This is a genomic window from Nocardia brevicatena NBRC 12119 (assembly GCF_000308495.1).
GTDB classification, from domain to species: Bacteria; Actinomycetota; Actinomycetes; order Mycobacteriales; family Mycobacteriaceae; genus Nocardia; species Nocardia brevicatena.
Map to the genome: position 1 here is coordinate 60,736 of NZ_BAFU01000037.1, position 17,709 is coordinate 78,444.

Annotated in this window: 17 protein-coding genes and 1 other RNA gene; 7 read left to right on the top strand and 11 right to left on the bottom strand. The window is 67.6% G+C overall.

The window, feature by feature from the left end:
• On the top strand, positions 1 to 1,293 hold the full coding sequence (locus ON20_RS08275) for a bifunctional RNase H/acid phosphatase (protein ID WP_040834370.1): 1,293 nt from the start codon (positions 1 to 3) through the stop codon (positions 1,291 to 1,293).
• Between the two features lie 73 nt (positions 1,294 to 1,366).
• Here ON20_RS08275 and modA read toward each other — a convergent pair whose 3' ends face one another.
• From modA to ON20_RS37860, 6 genes are all read right to left on the bottom strand, one after another.
• Positions 1,367 to 2,155 (bottom strand): molybdate ABC transporter substrate-binding protein, encoded by a 789-nt coding sequence (gene modA, locus ON20_RS08280; protein ID WP_083864748.1) that lies wholly within the window; start codon positions 2,153 to 2,155, stop codon positions 1,367 to 1,369.
• Between the two features lie 276 nt (positions 2,156 to 2,431).
• Positions 2,432 to 3,184, bottom strand: coding sequence for a 3-oxoacyl-ACP reductase FabG (gene fabG / locus ON20_RS08285; protein ID WP_040834371.1), 753 nt, complete (start codon positions 3,182 to 3,184; stop codon positions 2,432 to 2,434).
• Between the two features lie 111 nt (positions 3,185 to 3,295).
• Positions 3,296 to 3,766, bottom strand: a complete 471-nt coding sequence (locus tag ON20_RS08290; protein ID WP_051161943.1) for a GNAT family N-acetyltransferase — start codon at positions 3,764 to 3,766, stop codon at positions 3,296 to 3,298.
• Positions 3,766 to 4,587 (bottom strand): NAD(P)H-binding protein, encoded by an 822-nt coding sequence (locus ON20_RS08295; protein WP_040834372.1) that lies wholly within the window; start codon positions 4,585 to 4,587, stop codon positions 3,766 to 3,768. Before ON20_RS08295 ends, ON20_RS08290 begins: the two co-directional genes overlap by 1 nt.
• Positions 4,588 to 4,617: 30 nt before the next feature.
• Complete coding sequence (locus ON20_RS08300; protein WP_040834373.1) at positions 4,618 to 4,980, bottom strand: ArsR/SmtB family transcription factor; 363 nt, start codon at positions 4,978 to 4,980, stop codon at positions 4,618 to 4,620.
• A 219-nt stretch (positions 4,981 to 5,199) separates the two neighbouring features.
• The gene (locus ON20_RS37860; protein WP_218002474.1) at positions 5,200 to 5,337 is read right to left on the bottom strand and encodes a hypothetical protein; all 138 of its coding nucleotides are present in this window, start codon (positions 5,335 to 5,337) and stop codon (positions 5,200 to 5,202) included.
• Between the two features lie 17 nt (positions 5,338 to 5,354).
• Here ON20_RS37860 and ON20_RS08305 point away from each other — a divergent pair, with 17 nt between their 5' ends.
• Together ON20_RS08305 and ON20_RS08310 are read left to right on the top strand one after the other, a co-directional pair.
• The gene (locus ON20_RS08305; RefSeq protein ID WP_040834413.1) at positions 5,355 to 7,826 is read left to right on the top strand and encodes an ATP-dependent Clp protease ATP-binding subunit; all 2,472 of its coding nucleotides are present in this window, start codon (positions 5,355 to 5,357) and stop codon (positions 7,824 to 7,826) included.
• A gap of 283 nt (positions 7,827 to 8,109) precedes the next feature.
• Entirely contained in the window at positions 8,110 to 9,279 is a 1,170-nt protein-coding gene (locus tag ON20_RS08310) for a cytochrome P450 family protein (RefSeq protein ID WP_306306831.1), read from the top strand.
• A gap of 16 nt (positions 9,280 to 9,295) precedes the next feature.
• On the opposite strand, the gene rnpB is transcribed toward ON20_RS08310, so the two are convergent.
• Positions 9,296 to 9,712, bottom strand: an RNA gene (gene rnpB / locus ON20_RS32960) — RNase P RNA component class A.
• A gap of 36 nt (positions 9,713 to 9,748) precedes the next feature.
• Between rnpB and ON20_RS08315 the strand changes: the two genes are divergently transcribed.
• A complete protein-coding gene (locus ON20_RS08315; protein ID WP_040834414.1) occupies positions 9,749 to 10,636 on the top strand; it encodes an alpha/beta hydrolase in 888 nt (295 codons plus the stop codon).
• Positions 10,637 to 11,819: 1,183 nt separating this feature from the next.
• Entirely contained in the window at positions 11,820 to 12,152 is a 333-nt protein-coding gene (locus ON20_RS08325) for a hypothetical protein (protein ID WP_040834376.1), read from the top strand.
• 83 nt (positions 12,153 to 12,235) lie between these two features.
• Here ON20_RS08325 and ON20_RS08330 read toward each other — a convergent pair whose 3' ends face one another.
• The 4 genes from ON20_RS08330 to panB all read right to left on the bottom strand — a co-directional run bounded on the left by ON20_RS08330 (position 12,236) and on the right by panB (position 15,579).
• Positions 12,236 to 13,111: a CHAD domain-containing protein gene (locus ON20_RS08330; protein WP_040834377.1), complete on the bottom strand. Its 876-nt coding sequence runs from the start codon at positions 13,109 to 13,111 to the stop codon at positions 12,236 to 12,238.
• Positions 13,108 to 14,076, bottom strand: coding sequence for a prolyl aminopeptidase (gene pip / locus ON20_RS08335; protein WP_040834378.1), 969 nt, complete (start codon positions 14,074 to 14,076; stop codon positions 13,108 to 13,110). Before pip ends, ON20_RS08330 begins: the two co-directional genes overlap by 4 nt.
• 2 nt (positions 14,077 to 14,078) lie before the next feature.
• Positions 14,079 to 14,486: a hypothetical protein gene (locus tag ON20_RS08340; protein ID WP_245547111.1), complete on the bottom strand. Its 408-nt coding sequence runs from the start codon at positions 14,484 to 14,486 to the stop codon at positions 14,079 to 14,081.
• A 235-nt stretch (positions 14,487 to 14,721) separates the two neighbouring features.
• On the bottom strand, positions 14,722 to 15,579 hold the full coding sequence (panB, locus tag ON20_RS08345; RefSeq protein ID WP_040834380.1) for a 3-methyl-2-oxobutanoate hydroxymethyltransferase: 858 nt from the start codon (positions 15,577 to 15,579) through the stop codon (positions 14,722 to 14,724).
• A 207-nt stretch (positions 15,580 to 15,786) separates the two neighbouring features.
• On the opposite strand from panB, the gene ON20_RS08350 reads away from it, so the two are divergent.
• Together ON20_RS08350 and ON20_RS08355 are read left to right on the top strand one after the other, a co-directional pair.
• Positions 15,787 to 16,092, top strand: coding sequence for a hypothetical protein (locus ON20_RS08350; protein ID WP_040834381.1), 306 nt, complete (start codon positions 15,787 to 15,789; stop codon positions 16,090 to 16,092).
• Position 16,093: 1 nt separating this feature from the next.
• Positions 16,094 to 17,638 carry an alpha/beta hydrolase gene (locus ON20_RS08355; RefSeq protein WP_040834382.1) on the top strand — a complete coding sequence of 515 codons (1,545 nt, stop codon included), beginning with the start codon at positions 16,094 to 16,096 and terminating at the stop codon, positions 17,636 to 17,638.
• Positions 17,639 to 17,709 lie beyond the last annotated feature (71 nt).

Genomic DNA, 17,709 nt, shown 5'->3' on the forward strand with positions numbered 1-17,709 from the left:
ATGGCCGTGCGTGAGGTGATGGTCGAGGCCGACGGCGGTTCCCGCGGCAATCCCGGGCCGGCCGGTTACGGGGCGGTGGTCTACGACGCCGACCGTATCGGGGTGCTCGCCGAACGCAAGGAATTCCTCGGCGTCACCACCAACAATGTGGCCGAATACCGGGGGCTCGTCGCCGGTTTGGAGGCCGCGGCCGAACTCGGCGCCCGCGTGGTCTCGGTGCGGATGGATTCGAAACTGGTCATCGAGCAGATGTCGGGGCGCTGGAAGGTCAAACATGCCGCCCTGATCCCGCTCGCCGACCGGGCGCGTCGGCTGGTCGCCGGCTTCGACGAGGTGGTTTTCACCTGGATCCCGCGGGCCGACAACGCGCACGCCGATCGGCTGGCCAATGAGGCCATGGACGATGGCGACCTGGTCGGCGAAGTCCGGGCCGCCCGCGATGCCGGGCAGGGGGGCGCCGCCGAACGGTCACCCGCCGGGTCGTGTACCGGTGCGGTCGATGACGGTGACCGCCGTACTCCCGCGGCTCCGACGCGACCCGCGCGGGAGCCGGGGGGTTGGATCGATGAGGTGCGGGAGGTGACCACGCCCTCCGCTATGGCATCCGCCGATTCCCGCAGCGCATCCGCTCGTCTCTCCGAGGCCCGGATCGGCCCCGGTTGGACCGGCGCGACCGGCCGCCCGACCCGCCTGCTGCTGCTGCGCCACGGGCAGACCGAGCTCTCGGTGCAGCGTTGTTACTCCGGTCGCGGAAATCCGCCGCTCACTTCCCTCGGCCGCGAACAGGCCGACCGGGCCGCGAAAATGCTCGCCGCCAAAGGCGATATCGCGGCCGTGGTGACCTCTCCTCTGGGTCGTGCCCGGGAGACCGCGGAGGCGGCGGGCGCGGCGCTCGACATCCCGGTGCGGGTGGTGGACGGACTCGTCGAAACCGATTTCGGTGACTGGGAAGGGCTTACCTTCCGCGAGGCCACCGAACGCGACCCGGACCTGCACGCCCGTTGGCTCGGCGACCCGTCGCTGCGCGCCCCGGGCGGGGAGAGTTTCGACGAGGTCCGCGAGCGCGTCGCGGTGGTCCGCCGCGATCTGGTGGCCCTGTATCCGGGCGCGAATATCGTCGTGGTCAGCCATGTCACGCCGATCAAGACGCTGCTGCAACTGGCGCTCGGAGTGGGTCCGTCACTGTTGTACCGGTTGCATCTGGACCTGGCGTCGCTGTCGATCGCCGAGTTCTACCCCGATGGCGGTTCGTCGGTCCGGCTGGTCAACGATACGAGCTATCTGGCGCAGTAACGGGGGCTCATTGCCTTTTCGCGGCTGCATGGGACAACGGTCCGCACCGTTCGGGGTCGAGGCGACCACGGGATTACGGCCTGTCGAATCCCGCCGCGTCGAGCACCGACCGGGCCTGCGCTGCGGTGACGAAGTCGACGAAGGCCGCCGCGGTGTCGGGGTCGTGCGCCGCCGCTGTCGGGGCGATCTGATAGTCGTTGCTCGCCTGATCGGCCTCCGGGAACTCGATACCGTCCACGGCGTCGGCCGCCGCCCGTACATCGGTGCGGTACACCAGCCCGGCGTCCACCTCGCCGAGGCGCACCGTGTTCAGCACCGCCTTCACGTCGGGTTCGGTGACGGACGGTTTCGCCGTGATCCCCGCGGTCTGCAGCACCGTCCGCGCGGCGCTGCCGCACGGCACCTCTTCGGCGCATACCGCGGTGCGTAGATCGCCGCGCCCGAAATCGGCCAATCCGGTGATACCGGCGGGGTTGCCCTCGGGCACCGCGATCTCCAGTCGGTTGCGCGCGAAGGTGAGCGGTGCGGCGGCGAGTCCTCCGGATACGACAAGTCGTTCCATGGGTTGTGGGGCGGCCGAGGCGAATACATCGGCCGGGGTGCCCAGGCGGATCTGTTCGGCCAGTGTGGAACTGCCGCCGAAATTGAACACCACATCGACATCGGGGTGGGCGTCTTCGAACTGTTCGCCGAGGCGGGTGAATGTCTCGGTGAGCGAAGCGGCCGCGAAGACGGACAGCCGCTCGCGGATCTCACCGGGCTCGTGCCGGGTGGTGTCCACCGATACGCACCCGGCCGACAGCGCGGCGGCGAGCACTGTGGGAAGCAGGAAACGCAACACGCGCACAGGGAACCGATCCATTGCCGTCACCTTCCGGAATCTCCACCACGATGCGCGTCGACTTCCCCGACGCGACCCGCCACACTCCCACCTCGAGCACCTCGAGCCCGTTCGTCGACCGATTCCCGGCTCGCCGCGATACGGCCGGAACGGGCCCGCTACCTCTGCGCCCGTGGACTTTCTCCGCAGGTCAGACACGGAGGTCAGTATATTTCCGCATCTGAGGATTCCGTGGCAGGCTGTCGTGCCCGTGGCGGCCGGTCCGCGACGATCGTCGGCCGGCCGGCCTGGATGCGATCAGTCCTTCGGGCCGCCCGCCACATAGATGACCTGACCCGAGACGAATCCGGCCCCCTCACTGACGAGGAACGACGCCGTATGGGCGATATCCTCCGGGTATCCGACCCGGTTCACCGGAGTCTGCGCGGCAATCGCCTTCTGGAACTCCTCGAAATCCGCGCCCACCCGGGCCGCGGTCGCGGCGGTCATCTCGGTGACGATGAAGCCGGGCGCGATCGCGTTCGCAGTGACCCCGTACTTCCCGAGCTCGATGGCGAGGGTCTTGGTGAATCCCTGTAGCCCCGCCTTGGCCGTGGAGTAGTTGGCCTGCCCGCGGTTGCCCTGCGCTGAGGTGCTGGACATGTTCACGATCCGCCCCCACTTCTGCTCCACCATGTACTTCTGCACGGCCCGGGTGAGCAGGAAGGCGCCCCGCAGGTGCACGTTCATCACCGCGTCCCAGTCGTCGGCGCTCATCTTGAACAGCAGGTTGTCGCGCAGAATGCCGGCATTGTTCACCACCACGGTGGGTTCGCCGAGCTCGGACGCCAGCCGCTGGACCGCCGCCTGCACCGACGCCTCGTCGCTCACATCGGCTCCCAACGCCAGCGCCTGCCCGCCGGCCGCGGTAATCGCCGAGACGGTCTCCGCGCACGCGGCTTCGTCGAGGTCGAGCACCCCGACCTTCATCCCGTCGGAGGCCAGCCGTTTCGCGACGGCCGCCCCGATACCCCGGGCGGCCCCGGACACCACTGCGATCCTTTCGGCCATGAATTCGACGTCCTCTCGTTCTCCTCGGATGATCTTTACCTCATCTAACAACGAGAGGGGGGCGATGGGGGAGGGGCATCGCCCACAAGGCTCCGGGGTGCACTGTCGGTCTCAGAGGAGCAGCCTCATCTGATGTTCGGGACGCGGATCGGTGGGCGAGCACGGTCGGGTCCGCCCGGTCGGCGCGAATCCGTTTCGGAGATAGAGGTTCCGCGCGTATCGGTTGTCCCCGAGTACCCACAGCCGAAGCTCCCGTCGGGCCGAGGCCCGAACCCAGCCCACCACGGTCTGTACCAGGCGATCGGAGACGCCTGTGCCGCGAGCGGAGGGCGCCGTCCACATCGAGGTCATCTCCGGCGGGTCCACGGTGGGGAGCCCGGCTGCCAGGCCGACCGGCGCGTCGGCGCTCTCGGCGACGAACACCGCGCGCCCGGCGGTCCACCGGCGCCACTGCTCGTCCGCCCACTCCAGCGCCTCGGGGTAGGTGACCGAGAACAGCCCGGGTGCCGAGTCGGCGAGGGCGGCCAGTCGCGCCGCCCGTGCTGCCGGCCATTCGTCCACATCGATTCGGCGAATCTTCATCACCGGGCCGGTGCGGTGAAATATTCGCGCGCGTACCGGGCCGCCCAGTGGGCGAATGTCATCGCGGGGCGGCCGAGGATGTCCTCGACGGTGTGGTTCGGAGGAAGGGTGTTCTCGTCGAGGCCGGTGAGGACATTCTCGACGTACCATTCGGCGGTATCGCCCATGGCGGGAGTCAGGAAATCGATGGTTTCCTCCCGGGATACCCGGACGAAGCGGATATCCCGGCCCAGGGCGGTGGCGAGTTGCCGCACGAGTTGGATGCGGGTGAGTTTCTCCGGGCCGGTCAGGGAATGGGATTTCCCGATATGGCCGTCGTCGAGCAGTGCCGTGGCGGCGACGGCGGCGATATCGTCCATGGCGATGGGGGTGCTGCCGGCATCCGGATACGGTTCGTGCACCGCGTCGGTTTCCCGGATCTGGCGTTCCCAGATTCGGGTGTTCTCCATGAAATCGCCGGGCCACAGGTGTGTCCAGGCGATTCCGCTCGCCTCGACCGCGCCGGTGACGGTGCCCCACCAGCTGTCCGGTTCGCCGGAGAGGTCGACGATATGGCGGATTCCGGCGGTTCGGGCGAGGACCAGTACCTCGTCGACGGAGTCCGGGGTGGGTGCCAGGTACATGCGTTCGACCCCGTTGAAGGCGGCGCGCAAGGTTTCGGGTTTGCGCAGATAACCGGGTACGGCATCGACTCCGGGGGGTAGCGCGGCCTTGCGGGGGTCGATGGTCAGGGCGCGAATATCGGTGGCGCCGCGGGCGAGTAGTTCGTCGACCACCTTGCGGCCGATATTTGCGGTGGCCCCGGTAACGAGGATGGTCATCTGCTCCCTCCCGGCAGGTGAACGAGGTTGTCAGCCCGCGGTTTCCGGTCGGTCCGCGAGTCCGAGGCGCAGGTGCTCGCTGTGGTAGATCGCTTCGTCGAGCAGTTGCGCCACATGATTGTCGTAGAGGCTGTAGACGATATTGCGGCCGGTGCGGGTGCCAACCACCAGGCCGAGATTGCGCAGCAGTCGGAGTTGGTGGGAGACCGCGGACTGTTCCATTCCGATGGCATCGGCCAGTTCGCGGACGGGAAGCGGGCCCTGGCGTAGCCGGCTGAGGATCATCAGTCGGCTCGTGGTGGCCAGCGCCTGCAGAGTGGTGGCCACCTGTGCCGCGGCTTCGGCGTTCAACTGCGCGGAGGGCCGGTTGCGTCCCTCGACCCCGTGTCCCATGGCGGGTAGCCTACGCCACATACACATATGAAAAGGTGTTCAATTGTTCTGGTGTGGTCGGGTCGGTCGACCATCGACGGCCGCACGCCGTCGGTGAGCCGAGTATCCTTCAAACCAGCTGCCGAGGAACGGCGGCGACGGGTGAAAAGCATACGGATCGAGATCGCCGAGACTTCCCGCCGTGTGGCCGATGGGCGGCTTGCGAGCAGGCGCCGACCGTCACAGGGGAGTGGTCCGACCGACGAACCCGTCGCGTAACGGGGTCGGCGGGACCTGGTCGAACGCGAATCGGAGCCACACATCGTGCAGGAAGGCGTCGCCCGAGACGGTGATGCCGGTGACCGCAGTCGGTAACACCGAGATGGGATGTGACCATGAGCGAGTCCTGGCCCAATTCGATGAGCTCCTTCGACGATATCTTCCAGCGATTCTTCGGACCCGGGATATCGGCGCGGCCGCCGGTGCAGCGCACAGACCTGGGCAGGCTGCTGAGCGACAACGCGAAACAGCTGGTCGCCACGGCGCAGGTGGCGGCCCGGGATTGGGGTGGTTCCGAGCTCACCCCCGAACACCTGCTGTACGCGGCCACCCTGGTGGAACCCACTCGCGGCATCCTCGGCGAACTCGGCCACGACCCGGATGAACTCAGCGTGAAGATGCGTGACGCGGTGGCGGGCGGTGCGGGCGGTGGTGGTGACGGCGCCGACGGTGCCGTGGCGTTGAGTCCCGCCGCCAAACGTGTCCTGCGCAATGCCCAACGCAATGCCGCCGAGGCGGGCAGCAGCTATATCGGGCCCGAACACATTCTGCTCGGTATCGCCGAGATGTCCGACAGCCCGGCGGCGCGGGCCATGGCGGGCACGCATCTGCCCGGTGGCAACGGCCACCACAAGGACAGCGATACCCCGACCCTCGACGAGTACAGCCGCGACCTCACCGCCGAGGCAAGGGCCGGCGAGGTCGACCCGGTGGTGGGACGCGCGGAGGAGATCGAGCAGACGGTCGAGATCCTGTCCCGGCGGCGCAAGAACAACCCGGTGCTCATCGGCGATCCGGGCGTCGGCAAAACCGCGATCGTGGAAGGGCTGGCGCAGCGCATCGTCAACGGCGATGTGCCGAACACGCTCGCCGACCGGCGGGTCGTCGCCCTCGATATCGGTTCGCTCGTCGCGGGCAGCAAATACCGGGGTGAGTTCGAGGAGCGGTTGACCAAGGTCCTCGATGAGGTCCGCGCGCATTCGGACGAACTGGTGGTGTTCATCGATGAACTGCACACCATCGTGGGCGCCGGCAGCAGTTCGGAGGGCTCGATGGACGCCGGAAACCTGCTCAAACCGGCACTGGCCCGCGGTGAACTGCATGCCATCGGTGCCACCACCGTCGACGAATACCGCCGCTATATCGAAAAGGACGCCGCCCTCGAACGCCGCTTCCAACCGGTCATGGTCTCCGAGCCGTCCGTCGCCGACACCATCGAGATCCTGCGCGGGCTCGCCGATGCCTATGAAGAGCACCACCAGGTGCGCTACACGGATGAGGCCCTGGTCGCGGCCGCCGAACTGTCCGATCGCTACCTGACCGACCGGTTCATGCCCGACAAGGCCATCGACATGATCGATCAGGCCGGGGCGCGGGTGCGGTTGCGGACCCGCACGCCGGGACCGGATACCCGCGAGCGTGCGGAAGAGCTGGCCCGGTTGCGGCGGGAGAAGGACGCGGCCGTCGCCGCCGAGGACTACGAGAAGGCGAATGACCTCAAGGCCGAGATCGCCACTGCCGAAGCGCGACTCGGCGAGATCGGCGAGACCGAGGCGCCCGAGGTGACCGTCACCGATATCGCCGAGGTGATCTCCCGCCAGACCGGTATCCCGGTATCCGAACTGACCACCGAGGAACGGGATCGCCTGCTCCACCTCGAGGATGTGCTGCACAAACGGGTGATCGGGCAGGACGAGGCGATCCTCGCGGTGGCCGAGGCCGTGCGACGGGCCCGGGCGGGCCTGCATGATCCGAGCCGACCCATCGGGTCGTTCCTGTTCCTCGGCCCCACCGGCGTAGGCAAGACCGAACTGGCGAAAGCGTTGGCCGAGGCGGTGTTCGGTGACGAGGATCGGTTGATCCGGTTCGATATGAGCGAGTTCCAGGAGAAGCACACCGTCTCGCGGCTGGTCGGCGCGCCGCCGGGATATATCGGCTACGACGATGCCGCCCAGCTCACCGACACGGTGCGGCGCCGGCCCTATTCGGTGATTCTCTTCGACGAGATCGAGAAGGCGCATCCGGATGTGTTCAACGTGCTGCTGCAGCTCCTCGATGACGGTCGTGTCACCGACTCCAAGGGCCGCACGGTGGACTTCAAGAACACCATCGTGATCATGACCAGCAATATCGGGTCGGAGTTGATCCTGACCGCCCCCGAGGGCGATCTGGACTCCATCACCCCGATACTGACCGAGCGGCTGCGCTCGCATTTCCGGCCAGAATTCCTCAACCGCATCGACGACACCATCGTCTTCCACCGCTTGGACCGGGAGCAGATCCGCCGCATCGTCGACCTCGTCCTCGACGGCACCCGCCACCTGCTCCACGCCCAGGATATCGAGCTCGACGTCACCGAAACGGCCGTGGACCGGTTGGCCGAACACGGTTACCGGCCTGAATACGGCGCGCGGCCCCTGCGTCGAACGGTTCAGAAAGAGGTCGACAACAAGCTGTCCCGACTGCTGCTCGACGGCGACCTGGTCCCCGGTGACACGGTGCGGCTGGACGCCGACGACCAGGGTATGCAGCCGGCCACACTACAGCGTCGCGGGGCGAAGACCGTCGAGGCCGCACCCGGCGGGTGAACGACGGCGCCGTATCGCGGTCACCGGTCGATCCGTCGCCCGAAAGACAGTGACAGTGCCTCGTAATACGCTGAGGCAGAATACAAACCGGAATACCGACCAGTATGGGGACGATGGCGTCCTCGACGGCACCGGTGGACTCGTCACGCGAGGCGAACGGGCCCGCGGCATGTAACGAATAGTCTGGAGCTCCTTCTCGAGTACGGCACAGTCCGATGGACTCGACTCGACCCGTCCTGTCGCCCACAGTGCGCCCTGGGACGCTGTCGGCCCGAGAATACCGTTGTACGAACCGGAATTCGCCGCCGACCCGCATCGGGTGTACCGGGAAATGCGCAAACGGTACCGCTCGCTGGTGCCGGTTGACCTGGCGCCCGGGGTACCCGCCACTCTGGTGATCGAGCACCGGACCGCGGTGGCCATCCTCAACGACCACGAGCATTTCCCGGCGGATCCGCGCACCTGGCAGAAGGACATCCCGGCCGACTGCCCGGTGCTGCCGATCATGGAATGGCGACCCACCGCGGCCAGAAGCCGCGGGATCGACCAGCGGCGCTACCGGGAAGCCACCGTCGCGGGACTCGCCGCAGTGGATATGCACGCGCTACGGGCGAGCGTGGAAAGGATCGCCGTACCGCTCATCAATTCCTTCTGCGAGACCGGAGCCGCCGACCTCATCGCCCAATACGCGTTCCCGCCGGCCTTCGAGGTCTGCAATGTGCTGTTGGGATGTCCGCCGGAGATCGGGCAGCGGGTCGCCGCCGGTATGGCCGCACTGTTCGAGGGCATCGATGCCGACGAGGGCAACCATATGATCAGCGCGGCATTGGCCGAGCTGGTGGCGGCGGAACGGGCCGAACCCGGCGAAGACGTCACGTCGCGGCTGTTGCGGCATCCGGCCGAGTTCGACGAGGCCGAGATGATTCACCAGCCGGCCGGTCACCACGGCGCCGTGGTCGAGCTCCAGCAGACTCTGATCGCCAATACCCTGCTCCTCATCCTGACCGACGACCGGTTCGGCGGAAGTGTCCTCGGCGGGAGTCTGTCCACCCGCGACGCGCTGGACGAGGTCTTGTTCGACAACCCACCGATGGCGAACTTCCTCATCACCTACCCTCGGCAACCGGCCCTGATCGAGGGTGTCTGGCTGCCCGCCCACCAACCGGTTGTCATCGGCATCGCGGCCTGTAACCACGATCCCTCGATCCACGTCGACGATCACAAGGGCAATCGGTCGCATCTGTCCTGGGGCCTCGGGCAACGCAACTGTCCCGCGCAGAACCACGCTTATATGGTCGCCCAGGAGGCCATCGACCAACTGTTCGACGCGTTGCCGGAGATGCGGCTCGACGTTCGGGACGAGGGACCGGCGTGGTGTCCGGGCCCCTTCCACCGGTCCCTCACGGAACTACCGGTCACCTTCGCACCGGCGCCCCCGTTGAACCTGGCGTGACGGCCCAGGGAAGGGGCGGACGAGTCGGCGTATAAGCCGGATCCTGTTCCCGGTTCGCACCGGGCGGCGACCATCCATCTGGGCACACCGTCGCCGGGTACCTCGAGCAGTCCACCCGCAGGCTCGGGCGAGCAACCCTCGAACGCCTGCGCGGCCGCACCGCGAGCGGTGCGGCCTTCGACCTTGCTCCGGGCGGGGTTTACCTAGCCGTCCCGGTCACCCGGGACGCTGGTGCGCTCTTACCGCACCGTTTCACCCTTACCGCACGGCCCTCGCGGGCCGTGGGCGGTTTGTTTTCTGTGGCACTGTCCCGCGGGTCACCCCGGGTTGCCGTTAGCAACCGCCCTGCTCTGTGGAGTCCGGACTTTCCTCGGCGGCGGGCATGGCACCGGTCGGTGCCCGTTCCCGTCGCCGCGGCCGCCCGGCCGACTCGTCCGCGCGAACAGGATACTCGGTACGGTTGCAGATCATGGAACGTGTCGAGGTCGGCTTCCCGTCGGGAGGCCAGAAGTGCGCCGCCTGGCTGTATCTACCGGACGGCGTGTCCAAACCCCGCCCGATCGTGGTGATGGGACACGGCCTGGGGGCCACACGGGGGATGGGATTGGATCGGTACGCGCGGCGGTTCGCCGCCGCGGGTATGGGGGTGCTGGTTTTCGACTACCGGCATTTCGGGCACAGCGACGGGGAGCCGCGGCAGGTGGTGAATATCGCCCGGCAACGCGAGGACTGGAATTCCGCCATCGCCTACGTCCGCACCGTGCGTGGTTTCGACGCCACGCGAATCGCCCTGTGGGGTACCTCGTTCGGTGCCGGGCATGTGCTGTCGGTGGCCCCGGACGATGACTACATCGCGGCGGTCGTGGCCCAGGTGCCGTTCACCAGCGGTTTCTCCTCGGCGCTGGCGAAGGGGCCGATCAGCCTGATCAAGGTGTCCGCCCTCGCGGTGACCGATCTGGTGGTCGGCACGATCCGCCGCAGGCCGGTCGGGGTGCGGTTGGCCGGGCGGAAACGGTCGGCGGCCCTGCTGAGCGGTACGGGGGTGATCTCCGGGGTCGGCAGGCTGGCCGAGGAAAGCGATACCTATCGGCCGAAAGTCGGTGCCCGCGTCGCGTTCTCGGCGCTGTTCGACGCGCCGGGGCGGAAGGCGAAGGCGCTGAAGATGCCGGTGTTGTACGCGCTGTGCGACAACGATTCGATCACCCCGGTGAAACCGGCGCTGCGTGCGGCGGAACGGACAAAACACGCCACCGTGAAACGTTATTCCGCCGGGCATTTCGATATCTATTTCGATGATGTCTTCGAGCAGACGGTGCGCGATCAGATCGAATTCCTGACGGCGGTTCTGCGTCCCTGAGCGGCCGGCGCCCGGGCCGATATCCTCGAACGAGGTGCCGGCCCGGCAGGCGGGCGGCTCGGATGCGCCGCGAAGCATCCCGCGTATGGCATATCGCTTCTTCGCGACCGTTCGTCGTATCGGGCGCCGATCCCGAGGGAAGGTTTCCCGCGGGCCGATGACCGCCGCGCGGGCCCGGCCCGCCCGGAACTGCGTCGTCGGTGACGTAGCCGCGCGTACGGCTGTTGAAACCATCTGATCGTGGCTCCGCTGTGGCCGTCGTCGGGTCGCCGGCGTTGTACGAACTTGTCGGGGTCTGCCGGGCACACCGTTCCACCGGTGGCGCATATGCGACGGATACGTCCTCCAGGAGAAGGAGTTTGCCGGCCGAAATGCTATCCGACGGTGTGGGCGTCGGAATTTATGCGCGGGTGATCAGCGCAGCGGCCGCACCATCCGCGAAATGGCCTCCCTCTCGGCCGGGGTTGCCCGCGAATCGCCGGACTCGGTGCGTTCGACAATTTTGTCGGAAATGTCCGCGTCGGGTTACCGGCGCCCACATCGTGGCAGGTTTCGGTGAAGATCGCCCGAACAGCGGTCTCGTCGCGATCCTGGGCGAGGGCCGGGAACGCCCTGCGGAAGCCGATGACGAAGGAAGCGGACTTCACCGATTCCGGGTGCGGAGCGGCGGCCGCGGATGTCGCCGTGGCGATGGCCGCATCGCCGTCGGCGCCGGAATCATCGGCGCACGCCGCCGTGAACAGGGAGGATATGCAGAAAGCGGCGGCGAGGGCGATATGTTGTCCGATCACGCCGCGGAATACTGGCCCTACGAGATGGACACCGCCCCTCGTCGACATGTACGAGGGGCGACGTTCATCCAGCGGTCCGATCAGGCCGTCGGATCGATGACGAGGACCTGGGCCCAATAGGTGGCCTGTTCCGGGCCGAGAAGGGGCAGCAGGTAGTCATACACGAGAGTGGACATACGGTGTGAAACTCCAGAGCTCGAGAATTTTCCACTTACGGACGGCCACCCTAGCAGCCATCCGGTGGTTACGAGAGAACCACGAGGGATTCGTGCGAACTGGCAGAAAACGTGATCGGCATCATAAAGTAGTCGCCGTCGGCAGGTCCGCTCTCGAACGTGTCGTTCCGTGCGGGCCGATTCATATTTGAAATGCGGAAGCAGGTCTCAACTCATATGCGGGTAGCACGTTCCTTGGCAACCGGCGTCCTGATCGCCGGGGCCGCTTCTGTTATTGCCACCCTGGGGGCCGGATCCGCCGGTGCGGTCGCGGTTACCCCGCTGCCGGGTGGCGTCCGGGTGGATCTCAGTCCTGCCGATACACGGTGGGTACACCAGAACCAATTCGGTCATACCCTCGGCGGGCTGCCGCATCCCTCGGCGGCGTCGTTCGGCCAGGCGCTGGACGCGGCGGCCGCGGTATCCTCGGAGCATCCGAACGGCCGGGTGGTGTTCACCGTCTACGGTCCGCTTCACCAGTTGAACGGGACGATGTTGGCGCTGCAGTAGCGTCCGCGGCCACCCGGAGAATCGTGTCGGCACCGGTGATCGGTGCCGACACGATTCTCCGGGCTCGTGCGGGTGCGCCCGCTTCAGCTCTCGTCGATCTCGGCCGCGGCCGCCGGATATTCGGCCAGCGCCCTACCGGCCGCGGTGTTCTCGGCGTCGGCCAGCACACCGAACAGGGTGACATCCTCGCCCGCGGCGCGGGCCTCGACGGCGCGGGCGAGGATTGCGTCGTGCGCCTGCACCGCGTCACGATGGTCGCCGAGGATGGTCTGCAAGGTTTTGGCACGCGTCCCCAAAGCCGTCGCCCGGTCTCCGAGCACCGGTGCCGCCGCCTCGCAGGAATACCGTAACCGCTTGGCGCTCTTACGGATATCGTGCAAAAGCTCGATACGCTCGTTCGGTGCCACGGTCGGCTCGGCGCGGATCTGCCGGCGCACCCGTTTGCGGTCGCGGCGCAGGACGGACTCGAAGAGATCCATGGCGTCGGAACTACTTTCACTTTCCCGCAACGGCGGTTCGGTGCGCCAGCGGGACAGTTCCTCGCGCATTGCGCGATAGCGGTCGGTGTTCAGTGCGGCGAGAATGTCGGCGTGCGCGGTGCCATAGTGGTCCCGTTCGGCGGCCACCAGACGGTGGCGGGCACAGTCGAGCGCGGCACCGCCGGAATCGGTGTCGGAGTAACGGTCCAGCAGCGCGGCGAATCGGCCGGCCCGTACCTCGGCATCCCGGGCGACACCCAGGATTCCGGCCAGCCAGGCCAACTCGGCGCGCATTCGAGTCGCGGGGTCGGGTTCCAGGATCCGTTTGTAGGAGCGCAGCACACTGCGCAACCGCCGGGTGGCCACCCGCATCCGGTGTACCGAATCGTCGGAGTCGATGCGAACCTCGGGTTCGGCGTCGAACAGGCGATCGATGTTATCGCGCAGCGCATCGGTCAGGGCCGCCCCGGCCGTGGTCATGCTCGGCTCCTGCCGGCGAAACCGTCGGTCGCCTCCACCAGGTGATGGGTGATTCCCGGTTCGTGGGCCGAGTGCCCGGCATCGTCGACGATGTGCAGAACCGAACCCGGCCAGGCGCGGTGCAGTTCCCAAGCGCTCACGGCGGGACAGACGATATCATGGCGCCCCTGCACGATCACGCTCGGGATATCGGCGATGACGTCGATATCCCGGAGGAGCTGTCCCTCCTCGAGGAATCCGCCGTGGCGGAAATAGTGGTTCTCGATACGGGCGAAGGCCATCGCGAACCGGGGTTCGGCGCTTTCGGTGATTCGATCCGGTTGCGGCAGCAGCGAACTGGTCGCGCCCTCCCAGCTGGACCAGGCCACGGCGGCGCCGGTGGCAACCCGCCGGTCGGAGGAGTGCAGGAGGCGGTGGTAGACCTCCACCAGATCGCCGTCGCGTTCGTCCGGCGGGATCGGGGCCAGGAATTTCTCCCATTCGTCCGGGTAGACATAGCCCGCGGGGCCGTTGTAGTACCAATCGACCTCCTTGCGGCGCAACAGGAAGATCCCGCGCAGCACCAGTTCGGTGACCCGCTGGGGATACCGCTGCGCGTAGGCGAGGGCGAGGGTGGAGCCCCAGGAACCGCCGAACACCAGCCATCGATCGATACCGAGCGATTCACGCAGGGCCTCGATATCGGAGATCAGATGCCAGGTGGTATTGACCGACAGGTCCGCGTCATCGGCCAGGTGCGGGGTGGAGTTACCGCAACCCCGCTGGTCGAACAGCACGATCCGGTACCGGTCGGGATCGAAGAACCGGCGGTGCGCAGGTATGACGCCCCCGCCCGGGCCGCCGTGCAGGAATACCGCCGGTTTGCCGTCCGGGTTGCCGCTGACCTCCCAATACACCGACTGCCCGTCCCCGACCGTGAGCATGCCCTGCTCGTAGGGCTCGATCGGCGGGTAGAGCAGGCGCATGGTCAGAACACCAGGCCCGAGGCCAGGTCGGGCAGGTTCAGCGCCTCGATGGCCTGCTGCCGGACATCCGGGCACACCTCGGTGGTCACCCGGTCCACCACCGGCTTGTCGGCCAGCACCCGGGCATTGATGGCGCCGTTGGTGAGCGCCCATTCGTGCACCATCGCGTTCAACCCGACCCGCCCGATGGTCGGGCCCTGGATCCGCCAGTTGGACAGTTCCGGCCGCATCATGTCGCAGAGGTTCTTCGCGGCCGTCGCGGGCACCTCGATCTGTGTTCCCGGCGCGGCGGAGGTCTCCGTCGACGAGGAGGTGGCCGTGCCCGAGCCGGCGGTCGTGGACTCCGGTCCCGCCCTGCCCCCGGAACCGCACGCGGTGAGCGCGACGGCCCCGCACACTCCCGCAACCATCAGTGCGCAACGTGAAATCCAACTGCGTTCCCGCATGAGTACCTCTGCTCGAGTCGATATCGTCGACACCGAGTCTGCCATTTTTCCCGCCACCGGGAACCGATCCCGTCGTACCGGTCCGAGCCGGGAAGCGGGCCTGAGGATGCCGACGCGGACCGACAGGAGGTGCGCCCGCGCCGACCCCGTGGCGGGCCGCGTCATCGGCGCGGACACACCACGGTGTCGGCGATACGGCTCAGAAGCAGTGCTCGGGACCCGGGAAGGTGCCGCGGCGGACCTCCTCGGCGTACGCGGCGGCGGCGGCACGCAACTCGTCGCCCACATTCGCGAATCGTTTGACGAACTTGGCGGTCCGTCCACTGGTGTAGCCGGCCATGTCCTGCCAGACCAGCACCTGGGCGTCACAGTCGGGGCCGGCGCCGATACCGATGGTCGGGATGGTCAGCTTGCGGGTCACCTGGGCCGCCAGTTCGGCGGGCACCATCTCGATCACCACCGAGAACGCACCCGCCTCCTGGACGGCGATCGCATCGGCGATGAGGCCGTCGGCGCCCTCGCCGCGGCCCTGCACGCGGAAACCACCGAGGGTATTGACGCTCTGCGGGGTGAACCCGATATGCGCCATCACCGGGATACCCGCGGCGGTGAGGAGCGCGATCTGCTCGGCGACCCGCTCACCGCCCTCCAGTTTCACCGCGTGCGCCCGCCCTTCCTTCAGGAACCGGGTCGCGGTTTCCAACGCCTGCCGCGGGGAGCTCTCATAGCTGCCGAACGGCAGGTCGGCCACCACCAGCGCATGCGGCGCGCCGCGCACCACGCCGCGTACCAGCGGGATCAGTTCATCGGCGGTGATCGGCACGGTGATGTCGTAGCCGTACACCACATTGGCGGCGGAATCGCCGACCAGCAGCACCGGGATCCCGGCCTCTTCGAACAGCCGGGCGGTGGAGTAGTCGTAGGCGGTCAGCACGGACCAGCGTTCACCTGTCGCCTTCATCTGCTGCAGATGATGGACGCGGGTGGTGCGTCGAGCCGGCGTCGCCGTGGGAGCGGCGCCGTAGGCAGGGGTTTCGGATGCCGTGGGCTCGGACATCGTCGTCCTTTCGTCTCCTCGAGGCCCATCGCGGGTCCCCGGGTCTGGTTGACCTCTCCAGTGTGCACCCCTGCGTTAACGCGGTTAAGGCCCCGGTCAGGTGCGGTTGGTCACAGTCGGCGGTGAAATCCGGCATACTCGCGACGAGCGGTGTCAAGGGGGCCGGCCGCGCCGAGTGCGGCCGTCGGTTTCGGGCGGGGAGGTCTGGTGGATACGGAAACCGGCCCTGTGATGGGCTCCTGGAAATTCGTCACCCGGGACCGGCCCCGCGATATGGACCGACCGGCATGGTGGATCGAACGCTTCGTCGCCATATTCGCGGTGGTGGCCTACGCCGGAACGATGTACCTGCTCGCAGGTTTCGACAGTCCGGTCGGATATGCCCTCGCCGCCGTCCCGGCCTGCGTGCTCGGGCTACCGACCCGATACGCGGGATACCGTGCCCGCCACCGCGCACGTCGGTGGCGCCGGTGTGGTGCCGTAAAGGACCGCGGCCGATACCCGCCCTACTAGGATGGCCCCAGTGCGGAGTGGGCGTGGAGTTCTGGCGTTGGTGGCGTCGGTGATGGTGGCCGCAGCGGGGTGCGCGGTCGAACGGAGTGAAACCGCGCCGCCCCCGCATCCTGTCCCGGTGCCGGCCGGACTGGACCGGTTCTACACGCAGACACCGGTATGGGACTCCTGCGCCGAATACACCGCACCCGGCGAACGGCTCGCTCCGAGCGCCGAGTGCACCCGGATCACCGTGCCGGTGGACTACGGGAACCCGGACGGCCCCACCGCACAGATCGCGCTGTCGCGGCTGCGGGCCGAGGGGCAGCGCATCGGATCGCTGCTGCTGAATCCCGGTGGCCCGGGGATGTCGGGGCTGTCCACCGTCACCATCGGGGGTGGCACGCCGCTGGCGCAGCGGTTCGACCGGATCGGATTCGATCCGCGCGGTATCGGCGCCTCCACCCCGGTGGTCGCGTGCCTGACCCCGCAGGAGGCCGACGCCGAACGCGCCGAACCGCCGAAGGTCAACACCCCGGAGGGGATCGCCGCCGACGAGACCGAGAACCGGGAATACGCCCAGCACTGTGTGGAGCGCACGGGAGCGGAGTTCCTCGCCCATGTCGGCACCCGGGAGGTGGTGCAGGACATGGATGTCATCCGGGCGGTGCTCGGCGATCCGAAACTCACCTATCTGGGCTATTCGTACGGCACCCGGCTCGGTGCGGCGTATGCGGAGAAGTACCCCGGAAATGTGCGCGCCCTGGTGCTCGACGGAGCCATCGACCCCACTCAGGACCCGGTGGCCGAATCGCTGCGGCAGGCCGAGGGCTTCCAACAGGCGTTCGACGCCTACGCCGACTACTGCGTGACCACCGACAGCTGTCCCCTGGGGACCGACCGCGGGCAGGTGATACGCCGGTTCCGGGAACTGGTCGACCCCTTGTGGAATACCCCGGTCGCCACCACCGACCCGCGCGGTCTCGGCTACGGCGACGCCATCACCGGTGTGCAACAGACCCTCTACAGCGAGGATTTCTGGCCGGTGCTTACCATCGGTCTGCACGAACTCCGGGAAGGCCGAGGCGATACGCTGCTGCAGTTGGCGGATATGTACAACGGCCGCCGCGAGGACGGCAGCTACAGCAACCTCACCGATGCCTTCAACGCCATCCGGTGCGTGGACGACCCGCGGATCACCGATCCGGCGGTCGCGGCCCGGCAGGACACGGAATACCGCAGGGCGGCCCCGTTCCTCGACGACGGCCACGGGACCGGGGCCGCGCCGCGGGAACTGTGCGCGAGCTGGCCGGTGCCCAATACCAGTGACCCGCATGAGATCTCGGTGTCGGGCCTGCCGACCACGGTGGTGGTCTCGACGACCGGCGACCCGGCCACGCCCTACCAGGCCGGGGTCGAACTGGCCCACCAACTCGGTGGGACGCTGATCACCCACGAGGGGGAAAGCCACACGGTCGTCCTGAGCGGCGGGGTGTCCTGTGTGGACGACGCGGTGATCGAATATTTGATCGAATTGAAACCACCCGCTCCGGATCTGCGCTGCTGAATCCGATACCGGATACCGACACAGCCACTCCATGTAACACGGATTTAACGCTGGGTGCCTACGCTCGCGGG